Source organism: Microbacterium sp. BK668, assembly GCF_004362195.1.
Lineage (GTDB): Bacteria > Actinomycetota > Actinomycetes > Actinomycetales > Microbacteriaceae > Microbacterium.
Genome location: NZ_SNWG01000001.1, coordinates 957394 through 972086, shown reverse-complemented (window position 1 = coordinate 972086; position 14693 = coordinate 957394). Strand labels below are relative to the sequence as shown.

The window sequence follows — 14693 nt, the reverse complement described above, 5'->3', positions numbered from 1 at the left end:
TCGCGAAGGAGGGTTCCGCTGAACGCGCACGTCGCACCTTCGACGTCGGGTCCGCGCCTTCGCCGCGGACTCCACGGCGACGTGGGTCGATTCGTCCGTGTCGCGGCTCTCGGCGCGCTGATCGCGTCGGGGTTCACCGCCGCCGCGCCTTCCGCGGGTCCCGCCGCGGCCGTCCAGACCGGCGACGAGCCGCAGCCGTACCGGGTCTCGCCGAGCGACCGCGGCGCGGCGACGGAGCCGTTCCTCACGTCCGACGGCCAGCGCGTCTTCTTCACGTCCACGGCCGGCCTCGTCGAGGGAGACGACAACGGCGTCGCGGACGTCTTCGTCTCTGTGGCCGCGCAGGGAAGCCCTGACCCGTTCGCGGGCGCCCCCAGTCGCGTGAGCGTTCCGGACGGCGCCCTCGCCGCGCCGTCCGGGAACGGCCCGAGCACGCAGCCGGCCGCCAGCGCCGACGGGAGGTACGTCGCCTTCACGAGCGCCGCGACGAACCTCGTCGCCGAGGGCGGCACGGCGGGGCGCACGAGCATCTACGTGCGCGACACTCTGCGCGGGACCACCTTCCGCGTGCAGGGCGGGGCGGAGCCCGACGGATCGTCCTACGACCCCGACCTCAGCGACGACGGACGCCACCTCGTCTTCACCTCCGAGGCCACCGATCTGGCCCCGGACGACGTCAACGGCGCCCCCGACGCGTTCGCGGCGGAGCTCGATGCGAACGGCGACGGCAGCCTGGGCGACATCGCCATCACGCGGTTCATCCCCGAGGCGAGCCTCACGGGAGGGACCGGCCAGGCGCGCATCAGCGGCAACGGCGCGGCCGTCGTCTTCGTCGCCCACACCGACACCCTCGACCCGCGATCCCCGGGGAGCGAGAGCGGGGACTACGTCTATCACGCCTCCCGCCCCGGAGCCGGCGGCACGCAAGCCGGCGCGGGTCCCGGCGGCACGGAGGCCGGTGGGGACGGCGCCGACGGCACGGGCCCCGAGACGATCGGCGGCGCCCCGGTCCTCGTCGGCCGCAACGCGCACCACCCGACGATCGATGCGACCGGAGACGCGTTCGCCTACATCGACGAGGACGACTGCGGCGGCATCCCGACCGTCATCGCCGCCACTCGCGACGCCGCCTCCTACTCGTTCGCCGTCTCCGGGATCACCGGCACGGACCGGCGCGCGGGCACGGTCGCCGACCCCGTCATCTCGCCCGACGGCGCGCGGGTCACGTGGACGACGACGGTCCCCCGCTCCGGCGCCGACGCGTCCCCGGCCGCGCTGGCCGTTCCCGTCGTGCGCACCCAGGAGATCGGGTGGGCGCAGTCGCAGAACGCTGTGACGTGCGACGGCCCCACGCCTGCCTCGATCGATCTCGCGCAGGGCGGTGAGCCGGCCGTCTCGGCGTCCGCGCGGACCGTCGCGTTCAGCGCACCGTCGACGGCGGGATCGACGGTGTTCGCTCTCGACACGCGCCGCCATGGCGGGCTCTCCGTGTCGAGCACGCAGGGACGGCTGGGATCCCCGGGGTTCCTGAGGACGGTCGACATCGCGACCGTCCCGCTGTCGAGCCTGCACGGCTACGCGTCCGCGATCGCGCAGGCGCCGCTCGAGGGTCTTCCGGTCGATCGCCTGCCCCTCCGCCGCGTGCCGCTCGATCGGCTGCCGCTCGACCCCGTCACCCCGGCCGATCCGCCGGGCGACGGGACGAGCGCCCACCGCCTCCCCCTCCACCGAGTGATCCTCCAGCGGCCCGACCTTCCGGGCGGCTGGCCGCAGGTCCTCGCCGGCTCGCCCTTCGCTGCCGAGCTCATCCAGAACGTCGACCTCGAGAGGGTGCTCGGCTGGGCCGCCGACGCGCTCGCCCCCGGCTCGACGGCGAGCGAGGCTGAGAGGGCGGCCGCCCAGACCATCCGGAGCCTCACGCTGGGCGACGTCGACTTCGACGGGAGCGGACCCGACGCGCTCAGCGTCGCGTCAGCCGTGCTCGGCTCCGCGCCGCTGGCGCGCGTGCCGGTGCCCGGAGACGGCCCTGCGCTCGAGCGCTGGCGCACCACGGTCGACGCGCAGGGCCTGGACGCGCGGGTGGATGGCGAGACCGCGCTCGCCGACCTCGACGCCGCGGGACTGGACATCGAGCGCTCCGGCGTCGCGGACGTCCCCCTCCGCCTCCTCCCGGCGGACTCGACGCTGCTGAGCTACCTGATGCCCAGCGAGCTCTTCCTCTCCGGTACGCCCCTCGGCGACGTCGACCTCTCGACGTTCGACGAATCCGCGCGCCTCGCCCTCGTCGGCGACGGCGCGGCGACCGGCCCCCTCTGGTCGTTCTCCGGCGCCTTCCTGCCAGGCGCCACGGTGGCCGAGCTGGCGTCGGGGGCGCCGGAGTCGGTGACGTTGGGGATGCTGCTGATGTCCCTGCTCGACCGGGACAGCTATCCGTGGGAGCAGATCGCGGCGATGTCGCTCGACCCGCGGCTCGCCGAGGCATCCACCGCTCCGACCGGCTGCGGCGAGCAGCCGACCTGCGGCAGGGTGGCGGCGTTCCGGTACGCGTTCGATCCCGGGCCGGGCGAGCCGGCGCGCTTCGCCGCACCCACGGCGACCCTCACGACGCCCGCGGGGACCGCGCCCGTCTCGATCGTCGTGGCGGGGTCGGGACCGCAGGCGACGCTCGTGCCGGGTTCGCCGTACGCGGGTCCGCTGCAGATCGACGGCGCGCGCACGCGGGTGCCGCTCCCCGACACGGCGGGCGGCACGGTCCTCGAGATCCGCGCGTCGTTCACCGCGACGACGCGGCCCGGTGAGACCCGCGCCGTCGGCGAGCTGTCGAGCGGCAGCCTCGCCGCGGCCGCCGACCTGCGAGGCGCTGCCCCTCTCGACGCCTTCGACGACGCGGAGGGAGGAAGCGCCGGCGTCGCCGGCGAGCCTCCCGCCGCCACGCTCGCGGAGGGCCGTGTCACCTACGGGTGGCTCTCGCCGCGGTGGCGCGATCTCGACGCAGAGGGCCGCCCGATGGAGGGGCCCGCGCAGGACGAGGACTACTACCTCGTCGACCCGCCGCCACCCGGGAAGAGGCTGGTCGTCTCGACCGATGCGTCGGGCGGCCGGCTGTCGCTCGCGCTGTACGGCCGCGCGACCGCGGAGACGCCCCTCGGGATCCCCGTCGCAGGTCCCGCCCCGGGCATGGCGGTGACCGAGCAGCACGGTCCCGCCGGTGAGCCGTCCCCGTCCGGCGCGGACGCGGGCACACCGCTGGCGGGACTGACTCTCGTCGAGCAGACGGTCGCGGGAGGCGACGGCGTCGCGCAGGTCGAGACCGCGTCGACGGATGCCTCGGCCGGTCAGCCGATGGTGGTTCGCGTCACGAGCGGCGACCGCCGGCCGAGCAGCGCGCTCTACGCCCTCCGCGTGCGATACCTCGACGAGGAGCCGGCGGTGTCGTGCACGCCGTGGGCGGCCGCAGAGACGGACGATCCGGGGGTCGAGGGGGTGAGCGACCCGATCACCCCGACCACGAACACCGTCTACCTGTTCGACCAGAAGCGATTCGGCGACACGTACGGGGCCGCCGAGGCGACGCGCGTGCGCGAGGCTCTCGTGTCGCTGACGGGCGACGGCCATGTCGGCGGCGGGTCCGTCGACGGCGCGGTCCTCTCGATCGACTCGGACGACGACGTGCGGGAGGCGCGGGCGGCCCTCGACGCCGACCCGTGCTCGATGCAGCAACGGGCCGGCCTGACCGCCGCGATCAACCGCTTCGTCCTGCGCGAACTCGGCGACGACGGGACCCATGTCGAGTCCGTGGTCATCGTCGGCGCTGACGACATCATCCCGCTCGCGCCCGTCGCGGAGCGGACGCCCCTGTTCTCGGAGAGGGGCCGCGCGGACGTGCTGCGCCGAACCGCGCTGCCCGACGGACAGCCCTGCCCGCAGGGTGCGGCCGTCGACCCCTGCGAGACACCGCTGTCGGCCGCGGCGCGCACGGCCCACATCCTGACGGACGACCCGTACGGGCTCGCGACGGCGTACCGGTCGCTCGGCGGACATCTCTATCTGCCCGGCGCCGCGGTCGGGCGCCTGGTCGAGAGCCCCGATCAGATCATCGCGGCGATCGACCGGTTCCTCGCCGCCGACGGCACGCTCGCCGCGGACACGGCGCTCGTGAGCGGACAGGGAGCGTGGAGCGAGCTGCCCGACGCCGTGACCGGGGCGCTCGCCTGGCGCTCCGCGGTCAACCAGCGGATGCCCGAACGGTGGAGCGCCGCCGACCTCGAGCGCCGCCTCCTGCCCGCCGACGGCGACCCGCCGAAGGTCGTCTCGATCAACGCGCTCGGCGATGAGACGCGGATGCTGCCGGGAGCCGCCGGGTCCCCGGCCCTCGGCGACGGCGCTCCGTTCCTCGCCGGGGGCCACGAGGAGGTCGCGGCGCTCGCCGGGTCCCTGGTCTTCGGCCTCGGCTCGCACGCCGGCAACAACCTTCCGAGCGCCTACTACGGCGGCGTCACCGACTGGGTCGACGTGTTCTCGCAGGCGGGAGGCTATATCGGCAACACGGGGTACGGGCTTGCCGACGAGGCGACGACGGCGCTCGGCGAGCGGCTGCTGAGCCTGTATGCGGGCTGGCTGGGAGTGCGGGTCGGTGAGACGCAGGTCTCGGTGGGCGGCGCGCTGAGCTACGCGAAGCAGTCCTATCTCGGGACCCTCGGGCTGTCGTCGGGATACGACGAGAAGGCGCTTCAGGGAGCGGTCTACTACGGCATCCCCATGTACACCCTCACGACTCCGCTGAAGAGCGAGCTGCCCCTCCCGCCGGTCGCCGACGTCTCGCCCGTGTCGACGAACGGCCTGACCGCCGCGTCGCTGTCGTTGAAGCCGCGGTTCGAGCGGCAGCAGGATGACGGGGGCCGGACGTACTACTCGGCCGACGGCGGCGCGATCGCGGTGCCGTCGGGGCAGGCGATCCTGCCCGCCGTCTCGCGGGTGCTGGCGCCGCAACCCGGTCTCGTGCCGCGGGGCGTCGTCCTGGCCGGGATGACGACGCAGCAGCACGCGGATCCTCCCGCTGTCGCGCGGACGACGGTCGGCGTACGCGAAGCGCAGACCGTTCCGCCCGATTCGGCCTTCCCCTCCGCGTTCGCGACGATCACGCGGCAGCAGACGCCGGCCGGCCCCGTGGACCTCCTCACCATGACTCCGGCGCGCGTCGAGGTGACGGAGGCGGGCGGTGGGTCGACGGAGCTCTTCACCGACGTCACTGCCGAGGTGACCTACGGTCCGGACACCTCCACCGACATCACGCCGCCCCTCATCGAATCGATCGAGCTGCCGTCCGGCCGGCTCGACGGCATCGACGTCCGCGCGTCCGACGGCGAGGGCGACATCGCCGCGGTGATCGTGCTCGTGCAGCGGCAGGGTTCGAGCACGTGGGAGCGAGTGGATGCCGCACCCGAGGCGACGCCCGACGGGGGCACCCCGCCCGACGGGCACTGGCGCGCGCCGGCTCCCGACGGCGCGTTCCGCTGGATGGTGCAGGTGGTGGATGCCTCGGGCAACGTCGCCGTCGACACCTCGCGCGGTCACCTCGACGTCGCGAACGCGCCGGCCCCGACGCTCGCGGACCCCGGGCCCGAGGCGGCCATCGGGGCCGGGGACCGGATCCTTCGCGCGGTCGCGGTCACGGACGCGCGCCCGGGCGAACGGCTCACGGCCTCCACGACGGTGACCGATGCCGCGGGCACCATCGTCTCCCTGGCGCCGGCTGCGGTCGAGACGGGCCCGGACGGCACGACGCAGGCCCTCGTCGACCAACCCGCTCCGTTCTCGGGGTCGGGATCGGGCTCGAACTCGGGCTCCGTCACGGTGACGCTCGAGGTCTGCCGCGGCGGCGCCTGCGCATCGTCGTCCTTCAAGGCGACGACACCGGCCCTCAACGCGGCGCCGACGGCGACGGTATCCCTCGATGCCGACAGCAGTCCCGTGGAGCCGACGGGCCTGCTCACGGCCTCGGGGACGGCGGCCGATCCCGACGGCGACCCCGTGTCCGTCTCGTACGCGTGGTCCCGCAACGGCGTCCCGATCGCGGGACAGGCGGGATCGACGCTCGCCCTCACCGGGATCGCCGCGACGGGCGACGTCATCCGGGTGACGGCGACACCCCACGACGGCACGACGGGCGGCCACGCCTCGTCGGCCGAGGTCCTCGTGGGCGAGAGCGTCGTGCCCCCTCCCGGACCGCAGATCACCGCCGCGGCGATCACGGCCGACGGGGTGTACGCCGAGGGCGGGTGGAGCCGCACCGCGGTGACGGTCTCGTTCGCCTGCACCTCCGGCGCACCCGTCGTGGCCTGCCCCGACGACGACGTCGTCGCCGACACGGCCGCGGCGGGCCGAACGGTCTCGGGCACCGTCACCGACCTCCTCGGGCGTACGGCGTCGGCGTCGGTGCTGATCCGAGTCGACGGCACGCCCCCGACCCTCGCGCCGAGCGTCGAGCCGCGGAAGGTCCTGCTGGGCGAGCCGGCGACGGCCGAGGCCGGGGCGACGGATGCCTCGTCCGGCGTGGCCACGCAGTCGTGCGACGTCGCGAGCACGGCGACGGCGGGCCCGGCATCCGTCATCTGCCGAGCGACCGACGTCGCCGGCAACGCCGCCGAGGTGCAGGTGTACTACACGGTCGTCGCGGCGCCAGGCGGGGACGGGGCCGGAGCCGCGGACCCGGGTGCCGCCCCGGACGCGGGCGTCGCCCCGGACCCGGGTGCCGTCCCGGACTCGGGCGCCGCTCCCGACCCTGGTCGGACACCGACCCGGGGCCCCGCCTCCGGCGCGGACCCCCGGCCGGCCCCGGGCCCGCGCGTGCCCGTCGGGGTGCTCCTCCCCGACCGGCAGCCGCTGGGTCCCCTGGCCGACGGGTCGGCCGTCTTCGCGCGCGGTTCGGGCGTGCCCATCGTGTTCCGCGCGTACGGCGCCGACGGACTCGCGATCGGTGCGAGCGGCTTCGTGACGGACGTCGTGCCCGTGCTCTCGCAGGCGCTCGCCGAGGGCTCGACGGTGACGGAGCCCTACGTGCTTCCCTTCCCGTTCGTCTACTCCGATGCCGCGGACCTCTGGCTCGGGTCGATCCCGACCGCCGGCCTGGAGGCCGGGCGGACCTACACCTACCGCATCGAGCTCGCCGACGGCACGGCCTTCCCCGTCGCATTCGGGGTGCGGTGATCCGGGCCGGCGCAAGAGCCGCCCGGCGGGACCGCCACGGCGTTACCGTGGAGGCGTGAGCGAACTCGACGTCTCCGTACGCGACATCCGGGTCGAGGATGCCGGCGAAGTCCTGACGCTGCAGCGCGCCGCCTTCGTGCAGGAGGCGCTCATCTACGGCAGCGCCGAGATGCCGCCGCTCACGCAGACCCTCGAGGAGCTCGAGCACGAGCTGCACGAGAATCTCGGATGCGTCGCTCTCGAAGGCACGCGGATGATCGGCGCCGTGCGGGCGCGGATGGACGGCGCTCTTCTGCTCGTCGGCCGCATCTCGATCGCTCCGGACGCGCAGGGCAAGGGGATCGGGACCCTCCTGCTCGCGGAGGTCGAGCGACGCGGGCGCGAGGCGGGCGCGACGCAGTCCGAGCTGTTCACCGGATCGCTCAGCGAGGCGAATCTCCGCCTCTACGAGCGGGAGGGGTACGCCGAGTCGCAGCGCGTGCCGGGAGACGACGGGACGGCGCAGGTGTTCATGCGCAAGGCGCTGGTGCCGTGATGAGGCGGGAGCGATGGATGACGCGACTCGGGCCGAACTCGCGGAGCTGAGGCGCCGGGCCTTCGGCCCCGACCCCGACATCGCCGACGATCCGGCGGCGGTGGATCGCCTCGTCGCCCTCGAAGCCCTCGTGGTGCAGGAGCACGCCGCCGCCTTCGCGGGCGTCCAGCCGCTGACCCTCGCGACGACGGGCTCCGTCGATCCGTCGGCCTCTCGGATGGCGGCCGAGGAGGAGGACGGGTTCGCAGACGCCGTGTTCTCCCATCACATCGCCGCTCTGCCGCCTGAGGGAGGGGGGATGCCTCCGCCCCCGTCTCCCTCGGACGAGCAGGCCGGCACTCGTCCCGCACGGGCGTCGCGGTGGAGCCGGCACGACGGGTCGGGCATCGCGCTCGCCGCGGCGCTCGTCGCCGCGGCCGTGGCCGCCTTCAGCGCAGTCGGACCGCCGTCGGTGAGCAGCGTCCCCGTGACGCAGGAGACGACGCGGGAGGCGTACACGCTGGCCCGGGATCGCGAAGCGACGACGCTGCTGCAGATCCCGCTCGACAACGCCCTGGCCGCGGCACCTCCGCTCGCGGCCGACGAGATCCCTGCCTTCCCGTCGAGCGGACCCGTCGAGTGGGCGACGCCCCTCGGCGAGTACTACGGCTGGGACCTCTGGATCGCCGGCGCGAAGGGCGCCTTCCGAGACGAGCAGTGCATCCTCGTCGTGCGGGGCGGCGACGCCAAGGGCCGCTGCGTCGTCGCGTCGCTGCGACCGCAGAGCGCCCTGGTCGTCTCGCTGCCGTACACCGTCATCGAGCCGGCGAAGCGGCCCCCGGGGCTCGTGCCCGGCACGCGGATCGGGTTCTGGTGGACCGACGAGCCCGTGGTCCGGGTCCTCCTCGGCGCGGTCCCCTCCGATCGCTGACGCGCGGCGCCGGACGGACTAGGGTTTCTGCGTGGTGCCGCTCGAGAATCTCCTCGCCTTCGCGCTCGCGGCCCTGGTCCTCATCGTGATCCCGGGCCCGAGCGTCCTGTTCACGATCGGACGCGCGCTCGCGCTCGGCCGCGTCGGCGGGCTGCTCAGCGTGCTGGGAAACGCCCTCGGGCTGCTGCCGGTCATCATCGCCGTGGCCCTCGGCGTCGGCGGCATCGTCGCCGGCTCGGTCGTGCTGTTCACGATCGTCAAGGTGGCCGGCGCGCTGTATCTCGCCTACCTCGGCGTACAGGCCATCCGCCACCGCAACCGCGCGGCGGAGGCGGCGGCGGGCGGCGCGCTCCCGCGGTCGCACTGGCGTCAGCTCGCCGAGGGGTTCGTGGTCGGCGTCACGAACCCCAAGACGATCGCCTTCTTCGTCGCGGTCCTGCCCCAGTTCGTCGACCTCGACGCGGGGATGGTGCCGCTGCAGATGATCGAGCTCGGGCTGGTGTTCTTCGTCATCGCGCTGCTGTCCGACGCCGTCTGGGCCCTTGTCGCGGCGGGGGCGCGCGACTGGTTCGGCCGCTCTCCGCGCCGCATCGCGCGCCTGACTGCGACGGGCGGCGGGCTCATGATCGGGCTCGGCGGCATCCTGCTGTTCACGGGCGACCGGCACTGAGCGGGTGGCTCGCTCTCGCGACGAGCGAGGGGAGATGAAACCCGCCGAGGCATCCCGGTCGCTGAACGAGCGAAGCGACACGGAACGCGCCGGGATCGGCCCGGACGATCACGCGGGCGCGGCGCCGAGGTTGACGAGATTGCCGTCGGGGTCGCGCACCTGCGCGACTCGCTCACCCCAGGGCATGTCGTCGGGGGGCTGTCGCGCGGATCCGCCGCTCGCGATCCACCGGGAGAAGGTCGCGTCGACATCGTCGACGTAGAACCAGAGTGCGATGCGATCGCCCGAGGCGGGCGCGTCAGGGTCGCGCCCCACGCCGAGCGCCGCAGCGCCGATCCGCAGCGAGACGTAGTCGTCTTCATCGGCGGAGCCGAAGCGGTAGTCGACGACGGCGTGGAGCGCGCGCTCGTAGAAGGCCACCAGCCGCGGAAGGTCACGTGTCAGCAGGATGGGGAACAGACTCCGCACCGCCATGCCGCCACGCTACGCCGCGCGGCGGCGTCCCGTCAGTCCAGGAAGATGTCGGGGAAGAGCCGGTCGTCGGGCGTTCCGGGAACGGCGGCGTATCCCGAGAAGTCCGTCACGCCCGCCTCTTGGAGCACGTCCTCGACGAGGAGCGTCTGGCCGGTGTGCTCGCGCGCCGGCCGGGTCAGCACCTCGTACGCGGCGTCGGCGTAGATCTCGGGCGTACGGCTCGCCTTCATCATCATGTCGCCGCCGAGCGCGAACTGCACGGCGGCCGTCGCGATCGTCGTGCGCGGCCAGAGCGTGTTCGCCGCGATCCCGTCCTTCCCGAACTCGGCCGCGAGACCGAGCGTCGCCATCGTCATGCCGTACTTGGCGAGCGTGTACCCGGTGTGCGCGCCGAGCCACTTCGGGGAGAGGTTGAGCGGCGGCGACAGCGACAGGATGTGCGGATTCGCACTCTCGCGCAGGATCGGCACCGCCGTGCGCGAGAGCAGGAAGGTCCCGCGGACGTTGACGTCCTGCATGAGGTCGTACTTCTTGGCCGCGAGATCGAGGGATCCCGAGAGGTCGATGACGCTCGCGTTGTTGACGACGATGTCGATGCCCCCGAACTCGCCCTGGGTCTCCAGCACGGCGCGAGTGATGTCGTCGTCGCTGCGGACGTCGCCGACGATCGGGAGAGCGCGGCCACCGGCATCCCGGATCTGATCCGCCGCCGAGTGCACCGTGCCCTCCAGCTTGGGGTGGGGCGTGTCGGTCTTGGCCAGCAGGGCGATGTTCGCGCCGTCGCGCGCCGCGCGCAGGGCGATCGCGAGGCCTATGCCGCGGCTCCCGCCCGACATGAGGATCGTCTTGCCGGCGAGGGGCGCCGAGCCGGTCGAGGGGTCGGTCATCTCGTCTCCTTGGGTTTCGGTGTCATGCTCTCCCGATCCCGCCCGTTCCGGAGGCCCGGAGCGACGGAGATCGGGGCATGCTGAGCCGCCGCGGCGGGGCAGGCGGGAGGGGTGGTCAGGAAGAGCGCTTGGCGGATGCCGCGGCGAACGCGGCGACCCGCGTGCGCGACTCGGGGGTCTCGAAGCGGGCTCCGATCGTCGCGGCCTCGTCGTCGAGGTTCTCCTCGAAGCTGCGGGCGGCGCCGACCCGGACGAGGCGCTTGGCGTGGCCGAACGCCGCTGTGGCGCCGGCCAGCCAGAAGTCGGCGATCGCCTGGGCGCGAGCGGCCACGTCTGCGGCGGGGACGACCTCGGCCACCAGACCCCAGTCGAGGGCGGTGGCCGCGTCGATGGTGCGGTCCTGGAGCAGCAGCTGGAGAGCCCGGCGCTGGCCGATCGCGGCCGGGAGCAGGGTCGAGACGCCGAGGTCGGGCGTCAGGCCGATGTTGGCGTACTTGCTGACGAACTTCGCCGACTGCGACGCGACGATGTAGTCGGCGGTGAGCATGAGGCCCAGCCCGCCGCCGGCGACGGCGCCCTGGACCGCCGCGACGATCGGCGTGTGGGAGAGGGCGAACGTGCGGATCCCGTCGTGGATGATGTGCGCGGTCTCGGTCACCTCCGCGCCCGTCGCCTGCGAGGTCGCCATCGCGAGGACGTCGCCTCCGGCGCAGAAGGCGGGGCCCGCGGCATCCAGGATCACGGCTCCGACGGAGTCGTCGGAGGTGAGGTCGTGCGCGATGTCGCGCCAGAGCCGCCCCATCTCGAAGTCCATCGCGTTGAGGTAGGCCGGACGGTTGAAGGTGACGCGCGCGAGAGCCCCCTCGCGCGCGACGAGGATCGAGTCGCTCATCGGGACATCCTTTCCGAAGTAGCTGCTGCGATAGGCCGCACGATCACTTCGGCGCCATGCGGATCGCGCCGTCGAGACGGATGGTCTCGCCGTTGAGGTAGCCGTTGTCGACGATCGCCAGCACGAGCTTCGCGTACTCGTCGGGGCGGCCGAGTCGCTGCGGATACGGGACCTGCTGCCCGAGCGACTCCTGGGCCGCCTCGGGCAGGCCCTTGAGCATCGGGGTCTCCATGATGCCGGGCGCGATCGTCAGGACGCGGATGCCGTAGCGCGCGAGCTCGCGCGCGATCGGCAGCGTCATGGCGTGGACGCCGCCCTTGCTCGCCGAGTAGGCCGGCTGCCCGATCTGCCCGTCGAAGGCCGCCACGCTCGCCGTGTTGACGATCACCCCGCGATCTCCGTCGGCGGTCGCCTCGGTCTTGGACATGACGGCGGAGGCCTGGGCGATGACGTTGTACGTGCCGACGAGGTTGATGCGCACGATGCGCTCGAAGTCGGCGAGCGGCGAGGGGTTGCCCTCGCGGTCGAGCACCTTCGCGGGCGGCGCGATGCCGGCGCAGTTCACCACGACGCGGAGGGGACCGGATGCTGCGGCCTGCGCGACGGCCTCGGCCACCTGCGCCGGGTCGGTGACGTCGGCCGGTGAGAACGACCCGCCGAACTCCGAGGCGACGGAGGCCCCGGCCGACGAGGGCAGGTCCACGATGGTGACGGACGCGCCCGCGCCGGCGAGCCGGCGCGCCGTGGCCAGGCCCAGGCCGCTCGCGCCGCCGGTCACGAGAGCCGCTGCACCCGAGATGTCCATGCGTTCTCCTTCGAACTCGTGTGGTGGCATCCAGTCCCAGCATAGGCGGGACTGCGTCTCAGCCGTATCGGCGGCCGTGTCGGCGACGGAGGACGCCACCAGGCTAGCGGGGAGGGCACCGTCACGGGAGCGCGGCCGCGCGCGACACTTCCCTGCGACGGCTGCCTCGATCGGTGTCGCGCTCGCAGGGAAGTGCGGCGCTCGTCGTCGGCGCGAGCGGATGTCGCGGCATCCGCCGAGAATGAGGTCATGTCCATCCCGCTGGCAGCCATCGAGGTGCCTGAGCGCGTGCGAGCGCTCGCGCGGGGCGCGAGGCTGCGGCCGGTGTGGGTCAACGAGCTCGGCGGACTGACCTTCCGCACGTCGGACGGTCGCCACATCAAGCACTCCCCACGGAACCTCGAGACGTCGTTCGCCGCCGAGGCCGAACGGCTGGACTGGGCGGGTCGCTACACCGACGTGCCGCGCGTGGTCGAGTTCGGAGGTGACGAGACGCACGAGTGGATGGTGACCGAGACGGTGCCGGGAGAGTCCGCCGTGGCGCCGCGCTGGATCGCCGAGCCCGCGACGGCGGTGCGGGCGATCGGGGAAGGTCTGCGGGCCCTGCACGATGCCCTCCCGGTGGCCGACTGCCCCTTCGAGCGGAGCGCGGCCTCGCGCATCGCGAAGGCGGCGGTCCGAGGCATCCGTCTTCCCGATCGCCTGCGCGAGCCGCCCGCCGTCGACGCGCTCGTCGTGTGCCACGGCGACGCGTGCTCGCCGAACACCCTCCTCGACGCCCGCGGGCGGTGGACGGCGCACGTGGACCTCGGGGCGCTGGGGGTCGGCGACCGCTGGGCGGATCTGGCCGTGGCATCGATGAGCACCGAGTGGAACTATGGACCCGGATGGGACGGCGCTCTCCTCGCGGCGTACGGGATCCAACCCGACGCCGAGCGCACCGACTACTACCGGGAGCTCTGGAACGCGACATGACCGCCACCCGCACCGGCACCGTCACCATGATCGACGACGTGCCGAACCTCGTCCTGACCCGCACGTTCGGCTCGCCCGCCGAGGCCGTGTGGCAGACGTTCACGGAGTCCGATCGGCTCCGCGACTGGATCGGCTACTGGGAGGGCGACCCGACCATGGGCCGGGTCTCGTTCTTCATGACCGCCGAGGCAGACGACCCGGAGCCGTCGCAGTACACCATCCTGGAGTGCGATCGTCCCCGCCGTTTCGCGGGCAACACGGATGCCGAGGGCACGGGCGCCGGCTGGCATCTGTGGTTCGAGCTCGACGAGACGGCGGGGGTCACGACGCTGACCTTCGGACAGCGCCTGTCGCCGGGCGCGGATGTCGGGTCGATCGGGCCGGGCTGGGAGTACTACCTCGACCGCGCCATGGCCGCCCACGAGGGTCAGGATGTTTCGGCCATCGTGTGGGACGACTACTACCCCGGTCTGCGCGACGAGTACGCCGCCCTCGCGCCCTGATCCCCCTCGCGGTCCGCGGGCCCCGCGAGTCAGGCACCGATCGAGCCCGGGCCGAGGATGAAGTTCCATGTGCCGGCGAGCACGGCGGCCGCCACGGCGACCGCCGAGACGGCCGCCCCGATCGCCAGGAGCGCCCACTCCCGTCCGCCGAAGCGCGACTCGCGCGCCCACGTGCGCTGCACGGGCGCGCCGAACCCGCGAGCCTCCATCGAGGTGGCGAGCTTCGACCCGCGGCGGATCGAGAGCACGAGGAGTGCGAACGCCATCCCGACGAAGCGCCGCGTGCGCCCGCGGTCCGCGACGCCCCGCGCCCTGCGGGCGAGCTCGAGCGCGCGCCAGTCGTCGATGAAGAGGCCGACCATGCGCAGCCCGGCGAGCGCCCCGAGAACGAACCGCGCCGGCAGGCGCAGCACCTGGGCGAGGCCGTCGGCGAGGTCGGTGGGGTCGACCGTCACGAACAGCACAACCGACGGCAGGGCGATCGCGAGCACGCGGAAGAAGGTCGCGACGGCGAGCTCCAGCGACCCCTCGCTGATCCGCACGAGGAACCAGTCGACGTACACCTCCCCGGACGTCTCGCCGTAGAGCGCGATCGTCAGGGCGGTGAGGGGCGCGGCGAGCCAGACGGGCCACGTGCGCGCCCAGAACTCGCGCCAGCCGATCCCCGCGAACGGGAAGAGCAGGCACTCCAGCAGCAGTGCGACGGACGCCGACACCCAGTCGAGCGTGAGCACGAGCGGCAGGGCGATGAGGGCGCTCGCGCCGAGCTTGGCCACGGGGTTGATGCGCGCCACGACGCCGGTCCGCGCGTGCGTCTCGAGGAGCGTCATGCCATC

Annotated in this window: 11 protein-coding genes; 6 read left to right on the top strand and 5 right to left on the bottom strand. The window is 73.6% G+C overall.

Annotated elements, in window-relative coordinates; genetic code table 11:
- Positions 1 to 81: 81 nt before the first annotated feature.
- The 4 genes from EV279_RS04270 to EV279_RS04255 are packed head-to-tail and all read left to right on the top strand — an operon-like array spanning position 82 to position 9321.
- Positions 82 to 7206, top strand: a complete 7125-nt coding sequence (locus EV279_RS04270) for a PD40 domain-containing protein (RefSeq protein ID WP_133541664.1) — start codon at positions 82 to 84, stop codon at positions 7204 to 7206.
- Positions 7207 to 7261: 55 nt separating this feature from the next.
- Positions 7262 to 7741 (top strand): GNAT family N-acetyltransferase, encoded by a 480-nt coding sequence (locus EV279_RS04265; protein ID WP_166644394.1) that lies wholly within the window; start codon positions 7262 to 7264, stop codon positions 7739 to 7741.
- A gap of 13 nt (positions 7742 to 7754) precedes the next feature.
- On the top strand, positions 7755 to 8651 hold the full coding sequence (locus tag EV279_RS04260) for a hypothetical protein (RefSeq protein WP_133541662.1): 897 nt from the start codon (positions 7755 to 7757) through the stop codon (positions 8649 to 8651).
- Positions 8652 to 8682: 31 nt separating this feature from the next.
- On the top strand, positions 8683 to 9321 hold the full coding sequence (locus tag EV279_RS04255) for a LysE family translocator (protein ID WP_133541661.1): 639 nt from the start codon (positions 8683 to 8685) through the stop codon (positions 9319 to 9321).
- Positions 9322 to 9429: 108 nt separating this feature from the next.
- On the opposite strand, the gene EV279_RS04250 is transcribed toward EV279_RS04255, so the two are convergent.
- From EV279_RS04250 to EV279_RS04235, 4 genes are all read right to left on the bottom strand, one after another.
- The gene (locus EV279_RS04250; RefSeq protein WP_133541660.1) at positions 9430 to 9795 is read right to left on the bottom strand and encodes a VOC family protein; all 366 of its coding nucleotides are present in this window, start codon (positions 9793 to 9795) and stop codon (positions 9430 to 9432) included.
- Between the two features lie 32 nt (positions 9796 to 9827).
- Positions 9828 to 10682 (bottom strand): NAD(P)-dependent oxidoreductase, encoded by an 855-nt coding sequence (locus tag EV279_RS04245; RefSeq protein WP_133541659.1) that lies wholly within the window; start codon positions 10680 to 10682, stop codon positions 9828 to 9830.
- A gap of 115 nt (positions 10683 to 10797) precedes the next feature.
- A complete protein-coding gene (locus EV279_RS04240; RefSeq protein WP_133541658.1) occupies positions 10798 to 11574 on the bottom strand; it encodes an enoyl-CoA hydratase-related protein in 777 nt (258 codons plus the stop codon).
- A gap of 43 nt (positions 11575 to 11617) precedes the next feature.
- On the bottom strand, positions 11618 to 12379 hold the full coding sequence (locus tag EV279_RS04235) for an SDR family NAD(P)-dependent oxidoreductase (RefSeq protein ID WP_133541657.1): 762 nt from the start codon (positions 12377 to 12379) through the stop codon (positions 11618 to 11620).
- A gap of 249 nt (positions 12380 to 12628) precedes the next feature.
- Between EV279_RS04235 and EV279_RS04230 the strand changes: the two genes are divergently transcribed.
- Complete coding sequence (locus EV279_RS04230; protein ID WP_133541656.1) at positions 12629 to 13354, top strand: aminoglycoside 3'-phosphotransferase; 726 nt, start codon at positions 12629 to 12631, stop codon at positions 13352 to 13354.
- Positions 13351 to 13857: an SRPBCC domain-containing protein gene (locus EV279_RS04225; protein ID WP_133541655.1), complete on the top strand. Its 507-nt coding sequence runs from the start codon at positions 13351 to 13353 to the stop codon at positions 13855 to 13857. The genes EV279_RS04230 and EV279_RS04225 overlap by 4 nt, the downstream gene beginning before the upstream one ends.
- Before the next feature lie 29 nt (positions 13858 to 13886).
- On the opposite strand, the gene EV279_RS04220 is transcribed toward EV279_RS04225, so the two are convergent.
- Positions 13887 to 14687: an energy-coupling factor transporter transmembrane component T gene (locus tag EV279_RS04220; RefSeq protein WP_133541654.1), complete on the bottom strand. Its 801-nt coding sequence runs from the start codon at positions 14685 to 14687 to the stop codon at positions 13887 to 13889.
- Between the last annotated feature and the right edge of the window lie 6 nt (positions 14688 to 14693).